The sequence below is a fragment of the Enterocloster lavalensis genome, assembly GCF_046603895.1.
In the GTDB taxonomy this organism is placed as follows: Bacteria; Bacillota; Clostridia; order Lachnospirales; family Lachnospiraceae; genus Enterocloster; species Enterocloster lavalensis.
This window is the reverse complement of record NZ_CP176637.1, coordinates 4202321-4221933: the sequence shown is the minus strand read 5'-3', so window position 1 is coordinate 4221933 and position 19613 is coordinate 4202321. Positions and strand designations below refer to the sequence as shown.

At 55.7% G+C, this 19613-nt stretch carries 14 protein-coding genes; 4 read left to right on the top strand and 10 right to left on the bottom strand.

The features are described 5' to 3' along the window. Positions 1–203 precede the first annotated feature (203 nt). Positions 204–3587, bottom strand: a complete 3384-nt coding sequence (locus ACK2JC_RS18840) for a diguanylate cyclase domain-containing protein (protein WP_368272192.1) — start codon at positions 3585–3587, stop codon at positions 204–206. A 258-nt stretch (positions 3588–3845) separates the two neighbouring features. Here ACK2JC_RS18840 and ACK2JC_RS18835 point away from each other — a divergent pair, with 258 nt between their 5' ends. After that, entirely contained in the window at positions 3846–4169 is a 324-nt protein-coding gene (locus ACK2JC_RS18835) for a helix-turn-helix transcriptional regulator (RefSeq protein WP_092361283.1), read from the top strand. Between the two features lie 155 nt (positions 4170–4324). After that, positions 4325–5431 carry a ribonuclease H-like domain-containing protein gene (locus ACK2JC_RS18830; protein WP_320936663.1) on the top strand — a complete coding sequence of 369 codons (1107 nt, stop codon included), beginning with the start codon at positions 4325–4327 and terminating at the stop codon, positions 5429–5431. 155 nt (positions 5432–5586) lie between these two features. Here ACK2JC_RS18830 and ACK2JC_RS18825 read toward each other — a convergent pair whose 3' ends face one another. From ACK2JC_RS18825 to ACK2JC_RS18785, 9 genes are all read right to left on the bottom strand, one after another. After that, positions 5587–6807 carry an OFA family MFS transporter gene (locus ACK2JC_RS18825; RefSeq protein WP_118755618.1) on the bottom strand — a complete coding sequence of 407 codons (1221 nt, stop codon included), beginning with the start codon at positions 6805–6807 and terminating at the stop codon, positions 5587–5589. Positions 6808–6839: 32 nt separating this feature from the next. Next, positions 6840–8246: an MFS transporter gene (locus tag ACK2JC_RS18820; RefSeq protein ID WP_227170419.1), complete on the bottom strand. Its 1407-nt coding sequence runs from the start codon at positions 8244–8246 to the stop codon at positions 6840–6842. A 15-nt stretch (positions 8247–8261) separates the two neighbouring features. Then, positions 8262–9074 carry an SDR family NAD(P)-dependent oxidoreductase gene (locus ACK2JC_RS18815; RefSeq protein ID WP_276948245.1) on the bottom strand — a complete coding sequence of 271 codons (813 nt, stop codon included), beginning with the start codon at positions 9072–9074 and terminating at the stop codon, positions 8262–8264. Between the two features lie 137 nt (positions 9075–9211). Continuing rightward, positions 9212–10249, bottom strand: coding sequence for an alcohol dehydrogenase catalytic domain-containing protein (locus ACK2JC_RS18810; protein WP_320936664.1), 1038 nt, complete (start codon positions 10247–10249; stop codon positions 9212–9214). A 303-nt stretch (positions 10250–10552) separates the two neighbouring features. Further along, on the bottom strand, positions 10553–11377 hold the full coding sequence (locus tag ACK2JC_RS18805; RefSeq protein WP_320936665.1) for a MerR family transcriptional regulator: 825 nt from the start codon (positions 11375–11377) through the stop codon (positions 10553–10555). Between the two features lie 112 nt (positions 11378–11489). After that, a complete protein-coding gene (locus ACK2JC_RS18800; protein WP_320936666.1) occupies positions 11490–12509 on the bottom strand; it encodes an Rpn family recombination-promoting nuclease/putative transposase in 1020 nt (339 codons plus the stop codon). Positions 12510–12902: 393 nt separating this feature from the next. Beyond that, entirely contained in the window at positions 12903–14384 is a 1482-nt protein-coding gene (locus tag ACK2JC_RS18795; RefSeq protein WP_411337599.1) for an ISLre2 family transposase, read from the bottom strand. A gap of 232 nt (positions 14385–14616) precedes the next feature. After that, entirely contained in the window at positions 14617–15882 is a 1266-nt protein-coding gene (locus ACK2JC_RS18790) for an SLC13 family permease (protein WP_320937631.1), read from the bottom strand. Between the two features lie 27 nt (positions 15883–15909). Next, a complete protein-coding gene (locus ACK2JC_RS18785) occupies positions 15910–16776 on the bottom strand; it encodes an MBL fold metallo-hydrolase (RefSeq protein WP_320937632.1) in 867 nt (288 codons plus the stop codon). Between the two features lie 114 nt (positions 16777–16890). On the opposite strand from ACK2JC_RS18785, the gene ACK2JC_RS18780 reads away from it, so the two are divergent. Both ACK2JC_RS18780 and ACK2JC_RS18775 read left to right on the top strand, forming a co-directional pair. After that, the gene (locus ACK2JC_RS18780; protein ID WP_320937633.1) at positions 16891–17799 is read left to right on the top strand and encodes a LysR family transcriptional regulator; all 909 of its coding nucleotides are present in this window, start codon (positions 16891–16893) and stop codon (positions 17797–17799) included. Positions 17800–17978: 179 nt separating this feature from the next. Beyond that, a complete protein-coding gene (locus ACK2JC_RS18775) occupies positions 17979–19460 on the top strand; it encodes an ISLre2 family transposase (RefSeq protein WP_411337596.1) in 1482 nt (493 codons plus the stop codon). Positions 19461–19613 lie beyond the last annotated feature (153 nt).

Here is a 19613-nt window from a genome sequence, read left to right as displayed (position 1 = left end):
TTCGCTTTTTCCATCCCCAAATTCAGACACCAATATCCCGCCGGGGCGCAGGCTGGGTGTTCGATTCCACAATCGGCGGCCGGGGCCTCTCATTCCATAATGGCCTGCGTGCTGCAACGGCCCGCTGTACTCAGTAAAATGCCGGAGCCGCCATCTCCCGCGTCTCCGGCATTTTACTGCAGCCGATCCCTATCAAATGCCTCTCAGGCCCATATTTTCAGCAGAAACAGGGAAATAATTCCTGCGGCAAATGCCAGAGATTCCCTCTGCTCTCCCGTCCACTCCCGCCGGGCAAGGCAATCCTCAAAGCTGATCCAGCCCCGATAGTCCCCGCTATCCCGCACCGCAAAGCGGAACACCGCTCTGGCGCCTGTTTTCTCCAGCGCCGCGGCCATCGGATTAGCGGCCCCATCTTCTCCGCCAGTCTCAGTAACATCCGCACAGCAGAACACACCGTTCGCGCCAAACGATTCCCAGCCGCCCAAATCGGCCACCGGAACGCCCTGCAGGACTTCCCGCAGCGCAACGGCGCCCTCGCCGCACCACTCGCGAAAGAGGGAGCAGCGCTCTCCGTCCCCACAGGACCGAATCACGCTGACCCGGCTCAGCCCCAGCCTGCGTCCGGCCAGCTCCAAAGCCCGGGCCAGAGTTTTCTCCGCGTCCCCGGCCCCATACAGCGCGTCAAATATCTCTCTCGCCAGCCCGTCAAAGCCGTCGTCCTCCGTGTCGATACGGGTATTACCGGCGGCGGGTTCATTTTCCCCGTCAGAAATCCCGGGCTCATCCCGGTACAGGACGTATTTATCCGTATCCCGTTCCTTGGCAGCCAGCAGGGCTCGGCAGCCCTTCCGGTACAGCGTCTCAAAATCCTCCCCATCCCCGGGACAAAGGCTGATGCCGATGCTGCATGAAAACCGGAACCGGATCACATCCCGGCCGATGATATCCTGCAGGGCCTGCTGGATTTCCCGCCCCTGCGCCCGGGCCGCAGCTTCCTCCACTCCGGGCGCCAGGATCAAAAACTCATCTCCGCCCACCCGGATCAGCACCTCCCCGCCGGAAAACAGACGGCGCAGGCGGTTGGAAATCTCCTGCAGCACCACATTTCCAAAGCTGTGTCCGTAGCGCTCGTTCACCTCCCGGAAATTGTCCATGTCGATCATGTACAGCGCAGCCGCGCTTCCACGGCCCTGCTTTTCCAGCAGCTGCTGTGCCCGCAGCTTTCCGGCGGTCTGATTGTAAAATCCGGTGAGTCCGTCCCGCTCCGCCCGGTTCTGCAAAAACTCGGACCGCCGTTTTTCCTCCCCGATGTCCGCGATCACGCCGACCACCCGCAGGGGATGTCCCATCTCGTCCATTTGGGACGCAACCCGCACCCTGCACCAGCGGTAGCGGCCTTCGTTGTCCGCCACCCGCAGTTCCTTTTCATTATAAGGCTTTCCCCCGGCCATGTCCCGCAGCAGGGCCGCGCACTCCGCCACGTCATCCGGATGGACGTGGGAGCCCAGGGAAATCTGTTTCATCAGACCGTCCCGAATGGGCTGGTAGCCAAATTTCCTTTCCCAGTTGTCCGAGGCCGTAAACCGGTCCTTCGGTATATCCCACTCCACGATAATGTCATCGGTCTGCTCCAGAATCAGCTGGTAACGCTCCTGCATCCGGCGCAGCTCCTCCTGGGCGCGCTTGGATCTGGTCACATCCACAAGCATATGAAACAGGGCGGAATTCCCCTCTTCGTCCACCGTGAGATGTGCCCGGTCCAGAAGCCAGACCGTGTTCCCGTCCTTTCCCCGGGCGCGGTATTCCATTTCCACCACATTTCCCATCCGCAGCTGTTCCCGAATCTGCCGCAGCACCGCCTCCCGGTCCCCGGGATAGATCAGATTCCGGTAACGGCTGTGAAACTGTTCCCGTATCTCCTCCTCGCCGTAACCCAGAAGCCGGCAGAAACCGTCATTCATCTTCCGGATCGTCATATGCGGGTCGCACAGGCACAGGAAGGTGCCTCCCAGCAGATCGCCCCAGGCCCCGGCTGCCGCCTCCGTTTCGGCCTGATCCCGGCCTTTTTGTCCTTCTCCCTCTATTTTCCAGATAAGCAAAACCTTTTTGTGGTACAGGGAACCGGCGTCCACCCGCAGCATGGAGCAGCCGCACCGCAAAACGCCCTGCGTCCCCCGTTCCCATACCCGAAAATGAATCTCGCGGCCCATCTGTTCCCGCTCCAGGAAACCGCCCACCGACTCCATCATAAACGCAATAAGCGCTGGCCTGTCCTCGGGAAGCACGGACTGCTCCGCAAAGAGGCGGACCGAATCCTCAAACCGCCGGCCGGACCGCAGCGGATCAAAAACAGGGGCGGACAAATATTCCAAATGATAGAGGCCGGTCTGAAAATCCACCTCCATCACCGTGGCGTCGGCGCCGCCAAGCAGCGTCAGGTATTTCGCCTGAAAGAGCTGTCCCGCGTCCCTGCCGTCCTCCCTATGGTCCTCCAACGGTTCCGCCTCCACAAGCTCGCTCTGGGGCAGCTCCCGGTCCGCATAGCGCCTCGTCAGATCGCGGAAAGAATCCCGGACATTTTTAAAGCTCTCCAGAAGGCGGGGCGAAAACGCTCCGCACTCCCCATTTAAAATCATGTTAAACGCGTGCTCCGGCGGGATTGCCCCCCGGTATACCCGGTCCGTGGTCAGCGCGTCATAGCAGTCCGCAATCCCCACCACCTGGGCGCACATCGGAATCCGGTCCTTCTTAAGCCCTCTGGGATACCCCTTCCCGTCCCAGCGCTCGTGATGGTAAAGGCAGATATCGCTGGCGTACTTGAGATAATCCCGGTCCCCCATCCGGTCCAGCCGCGAGAGAATCTCACAGCCCTTCACCGCGTGGGTTTTCATCACCTCAAACTCCTCCGCGATCAGGCGGCCCGGCTTGTTGAGAATCGCGTCCGGTATGGCGATCTTGCCGATATCGTGGAGGGAGGAGGCGCTGACAATCATAGCGATGTGCGACTCGTCCAGCCCCAGATCCGGGCAGTTTGCGGCCACGTCCTCCAGCAGCACCCTGGTGAACAGCTGAATTCGCTTGATGTGCTGCCCGGTCTCCGCACTTCGGTACTCGATAATGGAGGAGAGGGCGTCGATCACCGCCGCGTTGGATTCCCTCAGTTTGCGGGCCTGTTCCCGGATGCAATCGTCCTGATCCAAATGGCGCTGGCTTAAGGACACGATATTCTGGATTCTGCGCCTGACCAGATGGGGCTCAAATGGCTTTCCGATAATGTCCGAGGCCCCCAGATCAAACACCCGGATCTCGGACTCCACGCTGTCGTCCGCCGTGATCACCGCCACGGGAAGCCCGCGCAGAGAGGGATCCGCCTGCCATTCCTCCATCACTTCATAGCCGTCCCGGACCGGCATGATCAGGTCCAGCAGCACGATGGCGATGCTGTCCCGGTACTGGCGCATCAGAAATAGCGCCTGTTCGCCGTTTTCCGCCTCCAGCACGTTGTAATCCTCCTCAAAAATACTGCGCAGGACAGCGCGGTTGATCTCCACGTCGTCCGCCACCAGTATGGTGTCTCTTCTGTTCATCTGATCCCCTCTTCCTGGAACGATCCTTCTCCCCCCGGCCTTCCACATGTATATCCTGCCTGCCAATCCGGGACAATAAAAACGGGCGCCGGAAATACCGCTTTCTCCATTTCCCGTAATAATTGATTTCATTTCATACCGTTCAGACATTCATTGTTATTATAAGCGTTTATAGCACTCATTTCAATACAAACAAGTGCTTTTAGCACTCATTTTTATGTCTGGCATGGCCTATCATAAGAAACGGAGGATATTGTCATGACTGATAACTTCATTGGCGAACGGTTCTCCCAATTAAGGGAGGCTCGCAACGTTTCTGCCCGGAAAATGAGCCTGGACTTAGGCCATAGCACCAGTTACATGAATGCGATCGAAGCTGGCAGAAAGCTTCCGTCCCTATCGGAATTCCCCTATCTGTGCGAATACCTGGGAATCAAACCCCGGGAATTTTTTGACGATCGAAAGCCCTCCCTGAAACAGATGCGGGCAATCGAGGCAATCTACGAGATGTCCGAAAAAGACGTGGCGCTTCTGTTGGAAATCATCGAGAAACTCAACTTATACGGCACCTCCAAGCGCTGACGCGCATTTGACTGGCACAATGCTTTGAACGGCTTCGCTCCTCGACGAGCGGGCCGTTTTCCGTTTCGCTGCGGGCAGAGGGGGAATTCGGAACGAACTTGATTTTTGTCCGGGATTCGATTAGAATGAAGGGGCACAGAGGAGAATAAACGGATATGATACGAATTGAACACCCCATCGAATTTCAGGATACATATGATTTGACGCGGATCGGCAGTTTGGACGAACTGCTCTTTTTTGATATTGAGACCACCGGATTTTCCGGGGACACCTCCAACCTGTACCTGATCGGCTGCACCTGGCACCGGGACGGCCGCTGGAACATGACCCAGTATTTCGCCGACGGGCCGGAAGCGGAGCGCCAGGCGCTGACGGAATTTTTTGAAATGCTGAAGCGTTACCGGGTGCTGATACATTTTAACGGGGACGGCTTTGACATCCCCTACCTTCTGAAGCGCTGCGCCCACCACAAGCTGAATTACAGCTTTGACGGTCTGGTCAGCCTGGACATTTATAAGAAAATACGCCCCCTCAAAAAGCTGTTGGGTCTGGACAGTTTAAAACAGAAGGCCATTGAGCGCTTCCTGGGCGTGGACCGCACCGACGTGTTCTCCGGCGGCGAACTGATCGAGGTTTACAAGGAATACCTGCGCTCCCGGGACGACCGCCTGTTTCATCTGCTGATCCTGCACAATGAGGACGACTTAAAGGGTATGCCCTGCATCCTGCCCATACTGAATTACCCGGACCTGCTGGAGGGCCCGCTCTCCCTGGCCGGTCACAGCCGCGCCAGCCTGCGCGACATCTTCGGCCGGGAAGCCCCCATGCTGGACCTCTGTTTTGAGAGCCCCTGCTCGGTGCCCGTGGGCTTCGAGGCGGAGAACGGCCTGGTAAATATGAGCCTGGAAAAAAATCTCCTGAAATTTCGGATTGAACTGTACGAGGGAGAACTGAAATTTTTCTACCCCAACTATAAGGATTATTTTTACCTCCCCCTGGAGGACACCGCGGTGCACAAAAGCGTGGGCGAATTCGTGGACAAATCTGCCCGGGTGCGCGCCACCGCCAAGACCTGCTACACGCGCAAAAACGGCCTGTTTGTCCCGCAGTTTGAACCGCTGTGGGAACCGGCCTTAAAACGGGAATTAAAAGACCCCGTAAGCTTCACGGAGTACCGCCGCGAGCTGCTGGAGCAGCCGGAGACTGCGCAGCAGTATGGAAGGCAGCTTATGCGGTATGTGACTGGGAAGGGCAGGGGGTAATTGTCAAAAAATTGTTCATCAAAAAAGCTGCGCCGCAAGCCCCGGAATCTCCGAAACGCTTGCAGCGCAGCTTTTATTGAATGCAATGGGCCGCTGGCACAGCCTGCGGGCGATTGTCTGAATGCAATGGACCGCTGGCACAGCCTGCTCGTCTATCAAGCCGCTTCCATCTTCTCCGCCATCCTCTTCGCAATCACAATCAACGCAATGGCCGCCACCGCCAGCGCCGCGGAGCCGATAAAGCCCATGGTATACTTCCCGGTGGTGTCATAGAAGTAGGCGCTAATCTTCGGCCCAACGAAAGCGCCGATGCCGTATCCGATAAAGATCAGGCCATAGTTCCGGTTATAATATTTTGACCCGAAGATCATGCGCACCATGGGCGCGAACACCACCAGAAGGCCGCCGAAGGAGAATCCCACCAGCACCACGCAGAGGATGAAGAACGGCAGGCTGGAGGCCTGGGTCAGCATAAGCATGGAAATGCCGTTGATAATCATCAACAGAATCAGGCTGTTCCAGCCCTTCAGGACGTCGTAGATAAACCCGAAGCCGATCCGCCCGCACATGTTGGACAGGGTCATGATGGAAACGCACAGGGCCGCGGTCATGGCGGTCTGGCCCACCTGGCGCTGGGCGATGGGGCTGGTGAAGCTGACCATCATGGTGCCCGCCGCATTTGCGAAAATAAACATCAGGAGCAGCACCCAGAACACCGGGGTCTTACACATCTGTCCCAGGCTGTAATCCCTGGTTTTGAGCACCTTCGCCTGCTCGGCGGACGGCTTCCAGCCCTCGGGCATCCATCCTTCCGGACAGGGCACGATCATCCAGGCCACCGCGCCCACGCCGATCAGGAACACGATTCCCAGAATCCGACAGGTCATCTGCGCCCCGTAGCGCTCGATCAGCGCCTGGGCGATGGGGCTCATGATGAAGGGTCCGCAGGACGCCCCGGCCTGTACCAGGCCGGAAATGGACCCGGAACGGTCCGGGAACCATTTTAACGCCGTGGGCAGGCAGGCCGGGTAAATCATACCGCCGCCCGCGCCGGCCATCAGCCCGTAAAAGATGTAAAGCTGCGGGATGCTGCCCGCGAAGCCGGTGAGGAACCAGCCCCCCGCAAACAGGCACAGGCCCATGTATATGGTCATTCTGGGGCTGAATTTCTCTGCAAGGGACCCACCGATAAAACCCACGGCGCAGTAGGTGAACATGTAGATGGTGTAGGCCAGTGCGAAATCCGAGTCGCTCCAGCCGAATTTTGTGGTCAGCGGAATACAGAACAGGCTGAAATAAGCGGTTGCCGAGGTAAACAGGCTTTGCAGCCACACCCCCGCGAATACTCTCCAGCGCGTTGCCTTTGTTATCTTCATAGCATTTTTCTCCTCATTTATGATTGTCGTTGTTAAGCGTGCTCCATTTCCTGACGGCGGTGCCGCTCGTTCAATATGTTCATGATCCCGTCATACTCCCGGTCCAGCTTGTAAAAGGCCAGCAATCCCAGAAGCGCCAGGAACACCACCATGGGCGCGTAGTAGAACATGATGCGGATTCCCCGCATGGCCGACTCGCTCTGCACCGCCAGGGAGCCGTCGTACCCGTAGGCGCCCAGCACCCAGCCGATAAAGGCCGAAGCCAGTGCGGAGCCGACCCGCACGCCCAGGGAGGCCGCCGAGTAGACGAATCCCTCGGCTCTGGTACCGGTCCGGTACTCCCCGTACTCGATGCTGTCCGCGATCATGCCGAACTTGGTTGCGGAGACGCAGGCCACGCCCATTCCTCGCAGGATCAGACCCAGGTACATGGCGGTCAGGGAGGTTTCCGCCGTGAGCATCAGGATCGCCTGCCCCAAAAGCCCCATTCCCACGCCGCCGTACAGCGCCACGTTCCGCTTGCCGATGCGTTTCACCACGGGGATGATCAGCAGGGGCACGATGATGGCCGCAAAGGTGGAGCACATCATCATAGAACGGTTTCTGCCCTCGTTTTGGATCACGTATTTGGCAAAGTACAGGTTCATCCCGTAGAGGCTGGTCATGGCGGTATAGAAAATGTTGACCATCAGCATAATGAACCAGTATTTGTTTGCGCACAGGATTTTGAAGCCCTGCTTCAGGGTGATGGAGGACTTCTTTCCCGTCCGCTGCTCCATCACGCCGCTGCCCACCCGCTCCTTGCAGCCGTAGAAAGTGAACCAGAACAGGCCGATGGACACCAGGCCGATCATCAGGAAGGTCCTCTGCCACCCCTGCGCCCCGCCGCCGAAGAATTCCACCAGATCCGGCGCGTAGGAGCTGATCAGAAACACCCCCAGAGCGCCGAAGCTGGCCCGGCAGATGGAGAGGATGGACCGCTCGTTCTGACTGTTGGTCATCACGCTGCTGAGCACGCCGTAGGGCACGTTCATGGAGGTGAAAATGGTGGTGGCCATCAGGTTGTAGGAGATAAAAGCGTAGATTACCCGCCCCGTCTCCCCCAGATCCGGCACGGTAAAGAGCAGCGCGCTGCCCACACAGTAGGGAATCGCCATCCACAGAAGCCAGGGCCTGGCCTTTCCCAGAGGGGAGTGCACATTCTCGATCACATATCCCATGAGCATGTCCGAGATACCGTCAAAAATCTTGCTCAGCAGCAGAATGGTCCCCACCGTTGCCGCGCTGATGCAGGCCACGTCCGTGTAAAAGAACACGATGTAGGACCCGATGGCCCCGTAGATAAAGCAGAAGGAGAAATCCCCGATGCCGTAGCTGAAATATTCCATCAAACCGATCTTTTTCGATTTGGGGACATTTTGAATCCCAAAGTTTCCCATATTCGTTTCCCCGCCTTATGCCTGCAGCGTGCCCAGGTCCAGGGCCACGGCTCTTCCGTTGAATTTTCCCGCCGCCCGGCTGGTTCCCATCCAGTAAACCATGTCGGAGATATCCTCCACGTCCAGGAAGGGAACACCCTCGTACATTTCCCGGTAATCCTTGAAATGATTGCCCGTGGACTCGTTGATAAACTCAACATAGGACTGGGTCTCGCACATGGGCGTCTTGACCTTGGTGGGGCACAGGGCGTTGACGATGATGCCCTTGCCGCCCGCTTCCTTGGCCAGCGTTTTGGTCAGGCCCAGAACGCCCCATTTTGCCATGCAGTAGGTGGCAAGTTTGGGCGTTCCATAGAGGCCGCTGGTGGAGGAAATGTTGATGATGCGGCCGAAACCCTGTTTCATCATGTACTGGGCAGCATATTTGTCCGTGCGCCAGGTGCCGATTAAGTCGATGTTGATCACCTTTTCCACCTGCTCGTCGGTCAGCTCCCAGGTGTAGCCGAAATTGATCACCCCGGCGTTGGCGATCACCACGTCCAGGCGGCCGAACCGCTCCCAGGCCGAGGCGAACAGGTTCTCCATGTCCGGGGTGCTGCAGATATTGGCTTTGACTGCCAGCACCTCGGCCCCCAGCTGTTCCAGATGGGTTACGGTTTCCTGGTAACGCGCATCCGCAGGGTCCAGCATATCCGCCAGCACCACGTTGAAACCGTTCTCCGCAAACTTCACCGCGTGGGCCCGCCCCTGGCCCATGGCTCCTCCTGTGATCAGGACGACTTTTTTCGATTGGGGATTTGTAACTTCATGATTTGTTGCTTCATTCATAGTGGTTCACTCCTTATGTATGGTTTTTCATCTTGTCTTGAATGGTTAATGTCCGGGACCTCCGGGCGCGGGCTGCAGTGTGCGCCCCGGCACGCAAAACGGCGCGGTCCGCAACCGTGGTAAAGGCCGTTTCTAAGTCAGGGCACCAGCACGATCCGGTAACCGCTCCCGGACTCCGCCATGGCAAAGGCCTCCTCCCAACGCTCCAGTGGGAACACGGCAGACACCAGCTTATCCGCATGGACCGCGTTCTGGGCGAACAGCGTCATCAGACGCTGCCAGGATTGGTGGGAACTGCCCATACTCACATTCAGCCGGATCTCCTTCATCACCAGCTGATCCATCGGGAACTCAATGGGGCGGCCGAACAGCCCCAGCTGCCCGATCTGCCCGCCTCTGCGGCAGATTTCAATGGCGGATTTGAGGGCGGGCACAGCGCCTGAACACTCCAATACCACGTCTGCCCCGTAAGGGTTATACTTTAAAACCAGCTTCTTCAAAACTGCCGGGTCTGCGCAGCAGGCATCTGCCCCGTTCTCCATCGCCAAATCAAGCCGCTCCTGATCCTTTGGAACGCCGCTTACGATCACAAACGCTCCAGCGGCCTTGGCCATTTGGGCCGTCGCCTGGCCCAGGGCGCCGGGCCCCATCACCACCACCACGTCGCCGCCGCGAATCTCGCACTGGTCGAAGACCAGGTGGGCGGCGCAGGACATGGGCTCACAGACCGCCATATAGTTCTGATCCCGGTGATTATCCGGGATCCGGTAACAGATGGAGGCCGGGATCACAATATAATCCGCCATGGCCCCATTAAATCCCGATCCCACGGAGCGCCGCTGTTCGCAGCGCATGAGATATCCGCTCTTGCAGGCCGGACATTGCCCACAGGTGGAAGTGGCCGTCATGGCCGTCACCTGATCTCCCACCGCAAATCCGGCCGCCTGCGCTCCCACCTCCACCACGTCCCCGAAGAACTCATGCCCCAGGGTCACCGGCGGATAATGAAGATACTCGTCCCGGCGGATGTGCACATCCGTGCCGCAGATCGCGCAGGCCCTCACCCGGACCAGCAGTTGGTCCCCCGCCGGTTTTGGCACTGAAACCTGTTCCAGCTTCAATCCGTCCGGCCCGGGGGCCGATTTCACCAGCGCCCTCATCATCGTCTCTTTCATTTTCATTCCCTCCAACTGGATTTAATCGATTTGACTTCTCTCATTCCATTTTTTGTCAAAAAAATAACAAATCCGGGTGAAAAAATTGCGTTTCCCTCTGCCGCGGAATCTTCCATCCGCCGGGAAACGGCCGTTCACTCTGCTATTACTATAAGGATTCAAGGGGTTTTAGAGTCAAGAGAAAAAAACAGACAAAAAATGCAGGATATTTTTTACTATCCTGCACAAAAGAATCTTCGTATGAATGATTAACAATCCCGCTCAGATGAGCGGCAGCGGGTGGCCAGGGCGGAAAGGGGTGTGTTATTCGCTCCAGGGCCGTTTGATGGGCAGCCAAACGATATGCCAGTTGAAATACTCGTCCTCGGGTTTGGTCATACACACCACCTGGGTAACGATATCCCCCTGCAGCTCCAGACCGTTGCTTTTCAGATAATCCAGGCTGTCCTTTAAGCTGTTCAGGGACAGGTACTGGCCGGATCGGGAGGGGAGGCAGGTGTGCACGCAAAGGCAGGGCGGATAATACTGGACCTGGTCCGTTTCCTCCACCTCCAGAAACTGGGCGTACTCCTCGTTGAGGCCCATGCCGAAGTCAAATCCGGTCTCCCCTTTCCGGATCTCCTCCTCATAGAACACCGCGCAGGAGTAGACAAAGGGCGTCTTTCCCGCCCACTCCTCAATCAGCTTCAGTTCCTCTTTGGAGCGGCAGAGCGTGTAGTTTTTCTGGGTATTCATGCGGTAAATACCGGGCAGCTCCTCGATGCGGTATTGTCCCACGCTGTTTACGGCGTCCTCCAGCATGGCCTGGCTCTGGCGGATGCGCTTCAACAGATTGATCTGTCGGACGATCTCCCGCTGGATTCCGGCCTCCTGCATGCCCATCTGCTCCTGAATCCCGGGCAGCTCCCGGCTGCGGAACAGGTCCGCCACCTCCTCCAGCGAAAAGCCGTAATTCTGGTAATGGCGCGCCCGCAGCAGCATGTGGAAATCCCAGGTATTGTAATAACGGTAGCCGGTCTCCGGGTCCCGCACCGGCTGAATGATGTTCCGGCTCTCATAGTACCGGATGGCCTCCGCCGAAATTCCCAGAAGCCTGGCCATGGTGCCGATGCTGTATTTCTGATACATGGTTGCTCCCCTTTCCAAACTTTCAAATCGTTTGAGAGTTTACAGGCATATAAGTGGGCGGTCTGTCCACCGCCCACATGTCCCGCCGGTTCCCGGCAGATAATCTCTACGACTAAATACCAAACTCCTCAAACAGCTTCTCCTGATACTCCCGGTCCCCGGCGGCCCGGATCAGATCCTGCGTTCGACCGGCGCGGGCAAGAAGCAGGATCAGCTCATTCACACGCTTCTGGCCCAGCTCCAGCCCTATCGCTTTGCCTTCTGCTTTCCCTTCTGCTTTCCCTTCAGCTTTCCCTTCTTCTCTCCCATCCGCAATCAACTCATCAATCGCATTATACACGTCCATCCGCTCCTTTCCCTCACCTCCGGGCAGCTCCAGCATTCTAAGTAAACGCTTCTGCTCCCCCAAAAGCGCCAGCATGGCGCGCACCGAATCGTCATCCAACTGCCGCAGCTCTTCCCGATGATTCTCCAGATATTCATAGAATTTACGCTTATCCCTTCGATTGTATTGTAACACAGTGAAAATAGGTTGTAAACTGCTCCTGAACCGCTCCAAATGCCGCATATTATTCAGTTCCACCAAGTTCAGCCGGTAGTCCGGCAGCACCTCCTTTAACGCCTCCCACTCCTTGGAATCCCGGTCCATTTCCAGCATATCGTACAGAGACCTGGGGCCGTCCCAGGGCTTTGCGCCGTAATATACGGTCAGGGTGACCACCGGCATAATCCGGTCGTCCCTGGTAATACCCGAGAGAAACGCATCCCCTTCCAATCTGTCCCCGCACTCCCGATGCCTCCGCTTTAAGGCCTCCACCTGCTCGGTGTATTCCAGGGCGTCGTAAAGCATGCTTCTCACCGGCATGGCATAGTGCACCTTGTCCTGATTTTCCTCCGCCAGCAACACAAAGTACGCCCCGAAGGAAGCTTTCTTAATCACATCCCGGCTGCGCCTGATCAGCCGCCGCTTTCCGTCAAGCCCCACGATCGCGATACCGTTCTCATCCGGCACGTCCGACAGGTCCTCGGGCTTTAGCACCTGCTTCCCCCGGAACACAGTGCCGTTGTACAGGTCGGCAAACCGCACCGAGTTGCGCATGAGCTTGTTCACGCTGTAATCTTCTTCCGCCACATTATCCGCTCCTTCTCTTATGAAATTTTCAACCTAGTCAAGGGTAAATATGGCAGACCTGCCAGATTATCCCGAATGTCTGCGGGAAACGACCTTCCCGCGCGTTGTAATCTGAGAATATCACAGAGAGGCCGGAAATGCAACAGGTTTCAGGGCGAGGGATAGCGTCACTTTACTTTCGGAAACAAAAGGATAGAATTCACCCATATGGCAGAACTTAGATTTGTTCTTTCTAGGTTATCATATCTTGCCCATTTTTTCTACCGCCTCTTTTCTGCTTTTTGATTTTACGTTCAGCAAACACACAACTCAAGGGTTCCTTTCAGCTTTCTGCCCTTGACTTGTGTGTTTGCTTCCCTGTACGATTGTAGTCAAGCAGAAAAAAGCCGCATTCTAGGCGCCCAGTTCCTGGTTAATCCATACGCGCATCCATTTCATACTATGCTGCTCAAGTCCGGGGAGACGCCCCCGGAGACGCTCCTGATATCTCCATCCGGCCTGCTTTTTACACACCTCCTTTTTCATCTCTATTTCTTCCTCCGACAGCGGCTTCTCTCTCCGGCGTTCTTTCTGATATGCCAGAAGATCTATGATTTTACCACCATTTTTCGTATATGCCCGTAGCCTTGACATCCGGCCACACCCCTGCTCGCTCCAGCCCATCGGACGACTGCTCATCCTCGCGCTTAGCACATGACTCACCTGGCCTTCCGCACAGCATTTCCAGTTGGCCCCTGCCTCTTCCGTCCGGATCTGAATCCCATCCCATTGGTTCAGAAAATAGCCAAGGGCACCCTCTACATCCCGATACTTCCCGCCTTCCTCTGTTATCTTCAGTATTTCAGCATAGACCTTCTGCAGCCGTTTCTTGTAGCGGCCGTTCAAGCATTCCCAAATCTCACTCTTTACTTCTTGCGCGCTGTCCAGCAGATGGGATACGGAGATATTCACATATTTCATCATATGGAACTTGTCCAGCACAAACCTCCCCTTCCCCAGCACTTCACAGCCCGCGCGAATCCAGCCAGCACCGTCTCCTGCTATGTAAACGCATTTCAAATATTCAGTATCATAATAGGTGTCTATATAGTCCCTTACCTCCTCCCATAACCTTTTGTTTGCTTCCTGTCCCTTGTAGATACCGCAGAAGTAGTGTTTCCCGGTTAGTTTGTGTCTTGGGCTCTTTGAGGTTTCCCCCGCCTCATCTACCACATCCTCATACAGGCAGATGAGTTTCGGCATGATGGTGTTGATCTTATTCCCGCGGCTGTCCTTCCCCAGGTCCCCCTTTTGGTTCCAGAACTGGGCCGCCACATGGTCCTCGTCCGCTACGATATGCAGGTATTCCAACCGCTTCTTTTCTGCCGGTGGTGCGACAGGGAGCTGGGCCTCTGTGTCATGAACCAGACGTTTTACAGTCTGTTTACTGACCTGTCCCATAAGGGGGATGGTCTGGCCTCCCTTAGCGTAACTGGTCTGTACCGCCTCTTCCAGAATGCATGCGGCTGCCCCAAGCGTGATCCTCTGATGTCCTTCAATTCCAAGGATTTCATCCAGGAGGTAGACGAATTTCCCGGTTTTCTTATCCCTGTAGCCAGTCCTGCGGAACCGGATCGGTCCCAGGATATCCAACAGTTCCTTCGATTCATTGCGCTGTTCAATGTTCCATTTTTTCTTTCGTATCAGACTTTCTCTAATCTCATCATCTATTTTTTCATACAGTTCTGCAATCAGCCTGGCCCCGAGCCCCAGCATCCGGTCATGGATATCCTGTGACAGGTCATGAGGCTCTTTATTACCTTTCAGCATGGCCGCTACGAGATTTTCAATTTCCTTGATGTCATTTTCGATAAAATGTAGTATACTATTATACATAGAAAGCACCGTCCTTTGTTGTGATCGTTTTTCGCAAATCCAATCATACCACAAAGCGGTGCTTTCTTTTTTTGTTTTTATTAGTTTACATAATTTTCCATCAACTAATTACCCGAAAGTAATGTTACGCTATTCGGGCGAGGTGGCGGTCCTGTGTAAAAACCCAAAAACGGAGCGGCCTCCCTCCTCAGGAATCCACCGCTCCGCCGTCTTTTTTTCTACTTATCCTCAATCACAGCCAGAATATCGGGATAAACACCATCGCCGCCACCAAACTTGCAAGCCCCTCCAACAGTCCCCAGCGGAAAATATCCCTGGGCGTATAATGTCCGCCTTCCATTACAAAGGCCATAATCGGCGTGGCCATGGGGGTGAGGCAGCAGATTCCGCTGCCGAACAGCGCTGCCATGACAAACGCGTGGGGCGCGATTCCCATGGCCTCCGCGATGGCGATTCCGATGGGCGCCATCAGGGCCACCGCCGCGTTGTTGGACATAAACTGAGTGATCACGCCGGTCACCAGGAAGATCACGAACACGATCAACAGCGGGGAGGAATCCGCTCCTACCAGATTCATGATGGAATCCGCAATCACGGCGCCCAGTCCGCTGGCCTCCACGCCCTTTGCCACCGCGGTCATGCCGCCGATCATAAACACGGTGGACCAGTTGATGCTGGCGAACATCTGCTTCTGGTTCAGGCAGCCCGTCAGCACCGCGGCCACCGCTCCGATGGCAGCGCAGATGTACATGGGACATACCGGAGAATTCACCACCATGCCGATCACCGTGAGCACCAAAATCACGCCGGAAGTGATCATTTTCCCGTTCAGCTTGTCCGGCAGCCCGGCGGACTTGGCGGCCTCCGCCTCATCCGGCTTCACAAATTTGTCCGGCAGCACCCGGCCCATGAAAAACAGCAGAATCACGAAATAGATAATCGCTCTGGGAAGGCCCACCGTGGTCGGCGAAAAGAACTCCCAGCCCTCGTAGCCGCTCTCAATGAGAATGGCAGACGTGGTAGAACACATGCCGGACCCGGCCAGCGTCATGAAGGTGCCGAAGCCGATTCCCGCGAACATGGGCAGAAGAACCCGGTTGATGGACAGGTTCGATGCCAGGCAGATGGAGCATAAAATCGGGTACAGGATCATCAGGGACGCGGAGCCGCTGCACACGGAGGACATGATTCCGCCCGCCAGAATGGCCACGATCTGAATACTGCGCTCGCCTCTTCCGGTGAGCTTTACAATGGAATTTCCCATCCAGCCCGCAAATCCCGTGTGGAACATGCCGCCGCCGATGATCATCATGCCCGCCATCAGCACGATGGCGGTGGACGCGTAATAAGTAAACACGGACTTAAACGCCACCGTGCCCGTCAGCGCCACCGCAATGGCTCCCACCGTGGCCACCACCGCGTTGGGAAAACGCGGGCTGAAAAACATATATGTTACAACCAATAATATTACCGCCGTCAAAACCGCCTGTATTGTCATGGCAAATATCCCCCTTTTATCCCTTGTCTAATTTCCCGCTTCCATAAATTCTTTGAACTGTCCCGTCAGCTCGTCCACAAACCGTTTCCATTCTCCCGGGTCCACGAACGGGTTGGTTCCCGGCTGCCGCAGCATCTGCTCCCGCTTGGCCAGCGTCTCGTTCTGTCGCGGATGGTTTCCCAGCACCACGTCCACCGGGTATTCCCGTACCTTCTGCAGGGATTCCAGGAACGTTTCCCGCATGGTGAGGGGAAGCTTGTCCGCCAGCAGCTTTTCCCGGTACAGCGTGTTGAACCCGGCTCCGCCGAAATACCCCACATGGTAGGTCCGCCCGTCCTCGCAGGTGTCGAAGAAAAAGCTCATGACCCCCGGAGAATGCCCCGGCGTCAGCACGCAGCGGATGCTGGTATTTCCCAGCGTCAGCACCTGGCCATCCTCCAGCTCCAGATCCGGCGTAAACAGCGTGGCGTAGGGGTTCGGGCTTGCCTTCAGGTAGACCAGCTCCGGCCGCTCCCGCATGACGTCCGCCCCAGCCCGGCTGATAACCAGCTTGCAGCCGTAGAGGTCCCGGAACTCGTCCGCCGCCCCGATGTGGTCAAAGTGCTCGTGGGAATGGATCAGATATTTAATGTCCGCCGGGTTGAAGCCCGCCTCCCAGACCGCCTGCACCAGCAAATGGACGGAGTGCTGGAAGCCGCTGTCGAACATGATCAGCCCGTCCCCCGTGTCGATCAGGTGGGAGCAGACCTTGGAGTCCCCGATATAGTAGACATTTCCCACAATTTTAAAGGGTTTCACATAATACCTTGCCGGGTGCGCGTAATAGTCCAGGTTTTTGGTCTGCTGGAACGCCTCGATTTCCTGATAGCTTTTTTTATATTTTTCTAAATCCATTGCAATCTCCTTTCCTTTTCCTCACGTTTATTATAAAATAGACCTATCTATAATTCAAATTCATTATTACCATGATATAATAGCTAAAAGTAATCATAAAAAGGAGAACCTGCCGTGAATATCAAGGATTTCGAGTACATCGCGGAGATCGCGGCCCAGGAGAGTATTTCCAAGGCCGCCGCCCGTCTCTACCTCTCCCAGCCCACCCTGACAAAATTCCTGAAAAAGATCGAGGCGGAATTTGACACGCCCCTGTTCTACCGGGTTGGCAAGAAAATGATCCCGACCCCCGCTGGACAGGCCTGCGTGGAAAAGGCCCGGCGGATCATTGAGCTCAACAACCAGATGAACAAAAATGTGAAATCCCTGCGGGACAAAAGCCGCGGCTCCGTGCGCATCGGCACCTCCGCGGGCCGGGGCGAGTTTTTTATCGACCGGATTCTGGGGGAAATGACCCGGCGCTATCCACAGGCCTGCTTTACGCTGTGCCTTGGCCCCAAAGCCCAGCTTCTGGAGCAGATGGAGAACGACGAGCTGGACATCGTGTTCGCCAGCAACTCGACGGAGCGGCCCTACCTCCGGTACACAGATATCGCCAGGGAGGAGATGGTGCTGGTGGTGCCGGATGGCCATCCCTTGCTTGAAAAGGCCCGGCCCAGGGAGGGGTACTCCTACCCCTATGTGTCCATGTCTGACTGGGCCGGATTCCCATTTATCATGTCGGACATCCGCATGAATACGGGCCAGTATGTGCGGATGCTCTTCGACCACTACCACCTCACCCCGAATACCGTGCTGGAGATCGCATCGCTGCAGTACATTTACTCTGCAGTGCGGCGCGGAATCGGCATCACCATCGCCCCGTCCATGCCCCTGCCCCAGGACGGTCAGGGCCTGCGTTACCTGTCCTTTGACGACGACCGTGGAATCCAGTGGCATTTTACCGCCATCACAAAAAGCCAGACCGTGCCGTCCGGCGCGCTGGACGAGTTGATCCGGCTGGTAAAAAATTCCTACGATTGATCCCCCACTCGCATGTTTCCAGCATTTCCCAAAATTGGATCCGGTAATAGCGTAACATTACTTTCGGGTAATTAGTTGATGGGAAATTATGTAAACTAATAAAAACAAAAAAAGAAAGCACCGCTTTGTGGTATGATTGGATTTGCGAAAAACGATCACAACAAAGGACGGTGCTTTCTATGTATAATAGTATACTACATTTTATCGAAAATGACATCAAGGAAATTGAAAATCTCGTAGCGGCCATGCTGAAAGGTAATAAAGAGCCTCATGACCTGTCACAGGATATCCATGACCGGATGCTGGGGCTCGGGGCCAGGCTGATTGCAGAACTGTATGAAAAAATAGATGATGAGATTAGAGAAAGTCTGATACGAAAGAAAAAATGGAACATTGAACAGCGCAATGAATCGAAGGAACTGTTGAATATCCTGGGACCGATCCGGTTCCGCAGGACTGGCTACAGGGATAAGAAAACCGGGAAATTCGTCTACCTCCTGGATGAAATCCTTGGGATTGAAGGACATCAGAGGATCACGCTTGGGGCAGCCGCATGCATTCTGGAAGAGGCGGTACAGACCAGTTACGCTAAGGGAGGTCAGACCATCCCCCTTATGGGGCAGGTCAGTAAACAGACTGTAAAACGTCTGGTTCATGACACAGAGGCCCAGCTCCCTGTCGCACCACCGGCAGAAAAGAAGCGGTTGGAATACCTGCATATCGTAGCGGACGAGGACCATGTGGCGGCCCAGTTCTGGAACCAAAAGGGGGACCTGGGGAAGGACAGCCGCGGGAATAAGATCAACACCATCATGCCGAAACTCATCTGCCTGTATGAGGATGTGGTAGATGAGGCTGGGGAAACCTCAAAGAGCCCAAGACACAAACTAACCGGGAAACACTACTTCTGCGGTATCTACAAGGGACAGGAAGCAAACAAAAGGTTATGGGAGGAGGTAAGGGACTATATAGACACCTATTATGATACCGAATACCTGAAATGCGTTTACATAGCAGGAGACGGTGCTGGCTGGATTCGCGCGGGCTGTGAAGTGCTGGGGAAGGGGAGGTTTGTGCTGGACAAGTTCCATATGATGAAATATGTGAATATCTCCGTATCCCATCTGCTGGACAGCGCGCAAGAAGTAAAGAGTGAGATTTGGGAATGCTTGAACGGCCGCTACAAAAAACGGCTGCAGAAGGTCTATTCTGAAATACTGAAGGTAACAGAGGAAGGCGGGAAGTATCGGGATGTAGAGGGTGCCCTTGGCTATTTTCTGAACCAATGGGACGGGATTCAGATCCGGACGGAAGAGGCAGGGGCCAACTGGAAATGCTGTGCGGAAGGCCAGGTGAGTCATGTGCTAAGCGCGAGGATGAGCAGCCGTCCGATGGGCTGGAGCGAGCAGGGGTGTGGCCGGATGTCAGGGCTACGGGCATATACGAAAAATGGTGGTAAAATCATAGATCTTCTGGCATATCAGAAAGAACGCCGGAGAGAGAAGCCGCTGTCGGAGGAAGAAATAGAGATGAAAAAGGAGGTGTGTAAAAAGCAGGCCGGATGGAGATATCAGGAGCGTCTCCGGGGGCGTCTCCCCGGACTTGAGCAGCATAGTATGAAATGGATGCGCGTATGGATTAACCAGGAACTGGGCGCCTAGAATGCGGCTTTTTTCTGCCTGACTACAATCGTACAGGGAAGCAAACACACAAGTCAAGGGCAGAAAGCTGAAAGGAACCCTTGAGTTGTGTGTTTGCTGAACGTAAAATCAAAAAGCAGAAAAGAGGCGGTAGAAAAAATGGGCAAGATATGA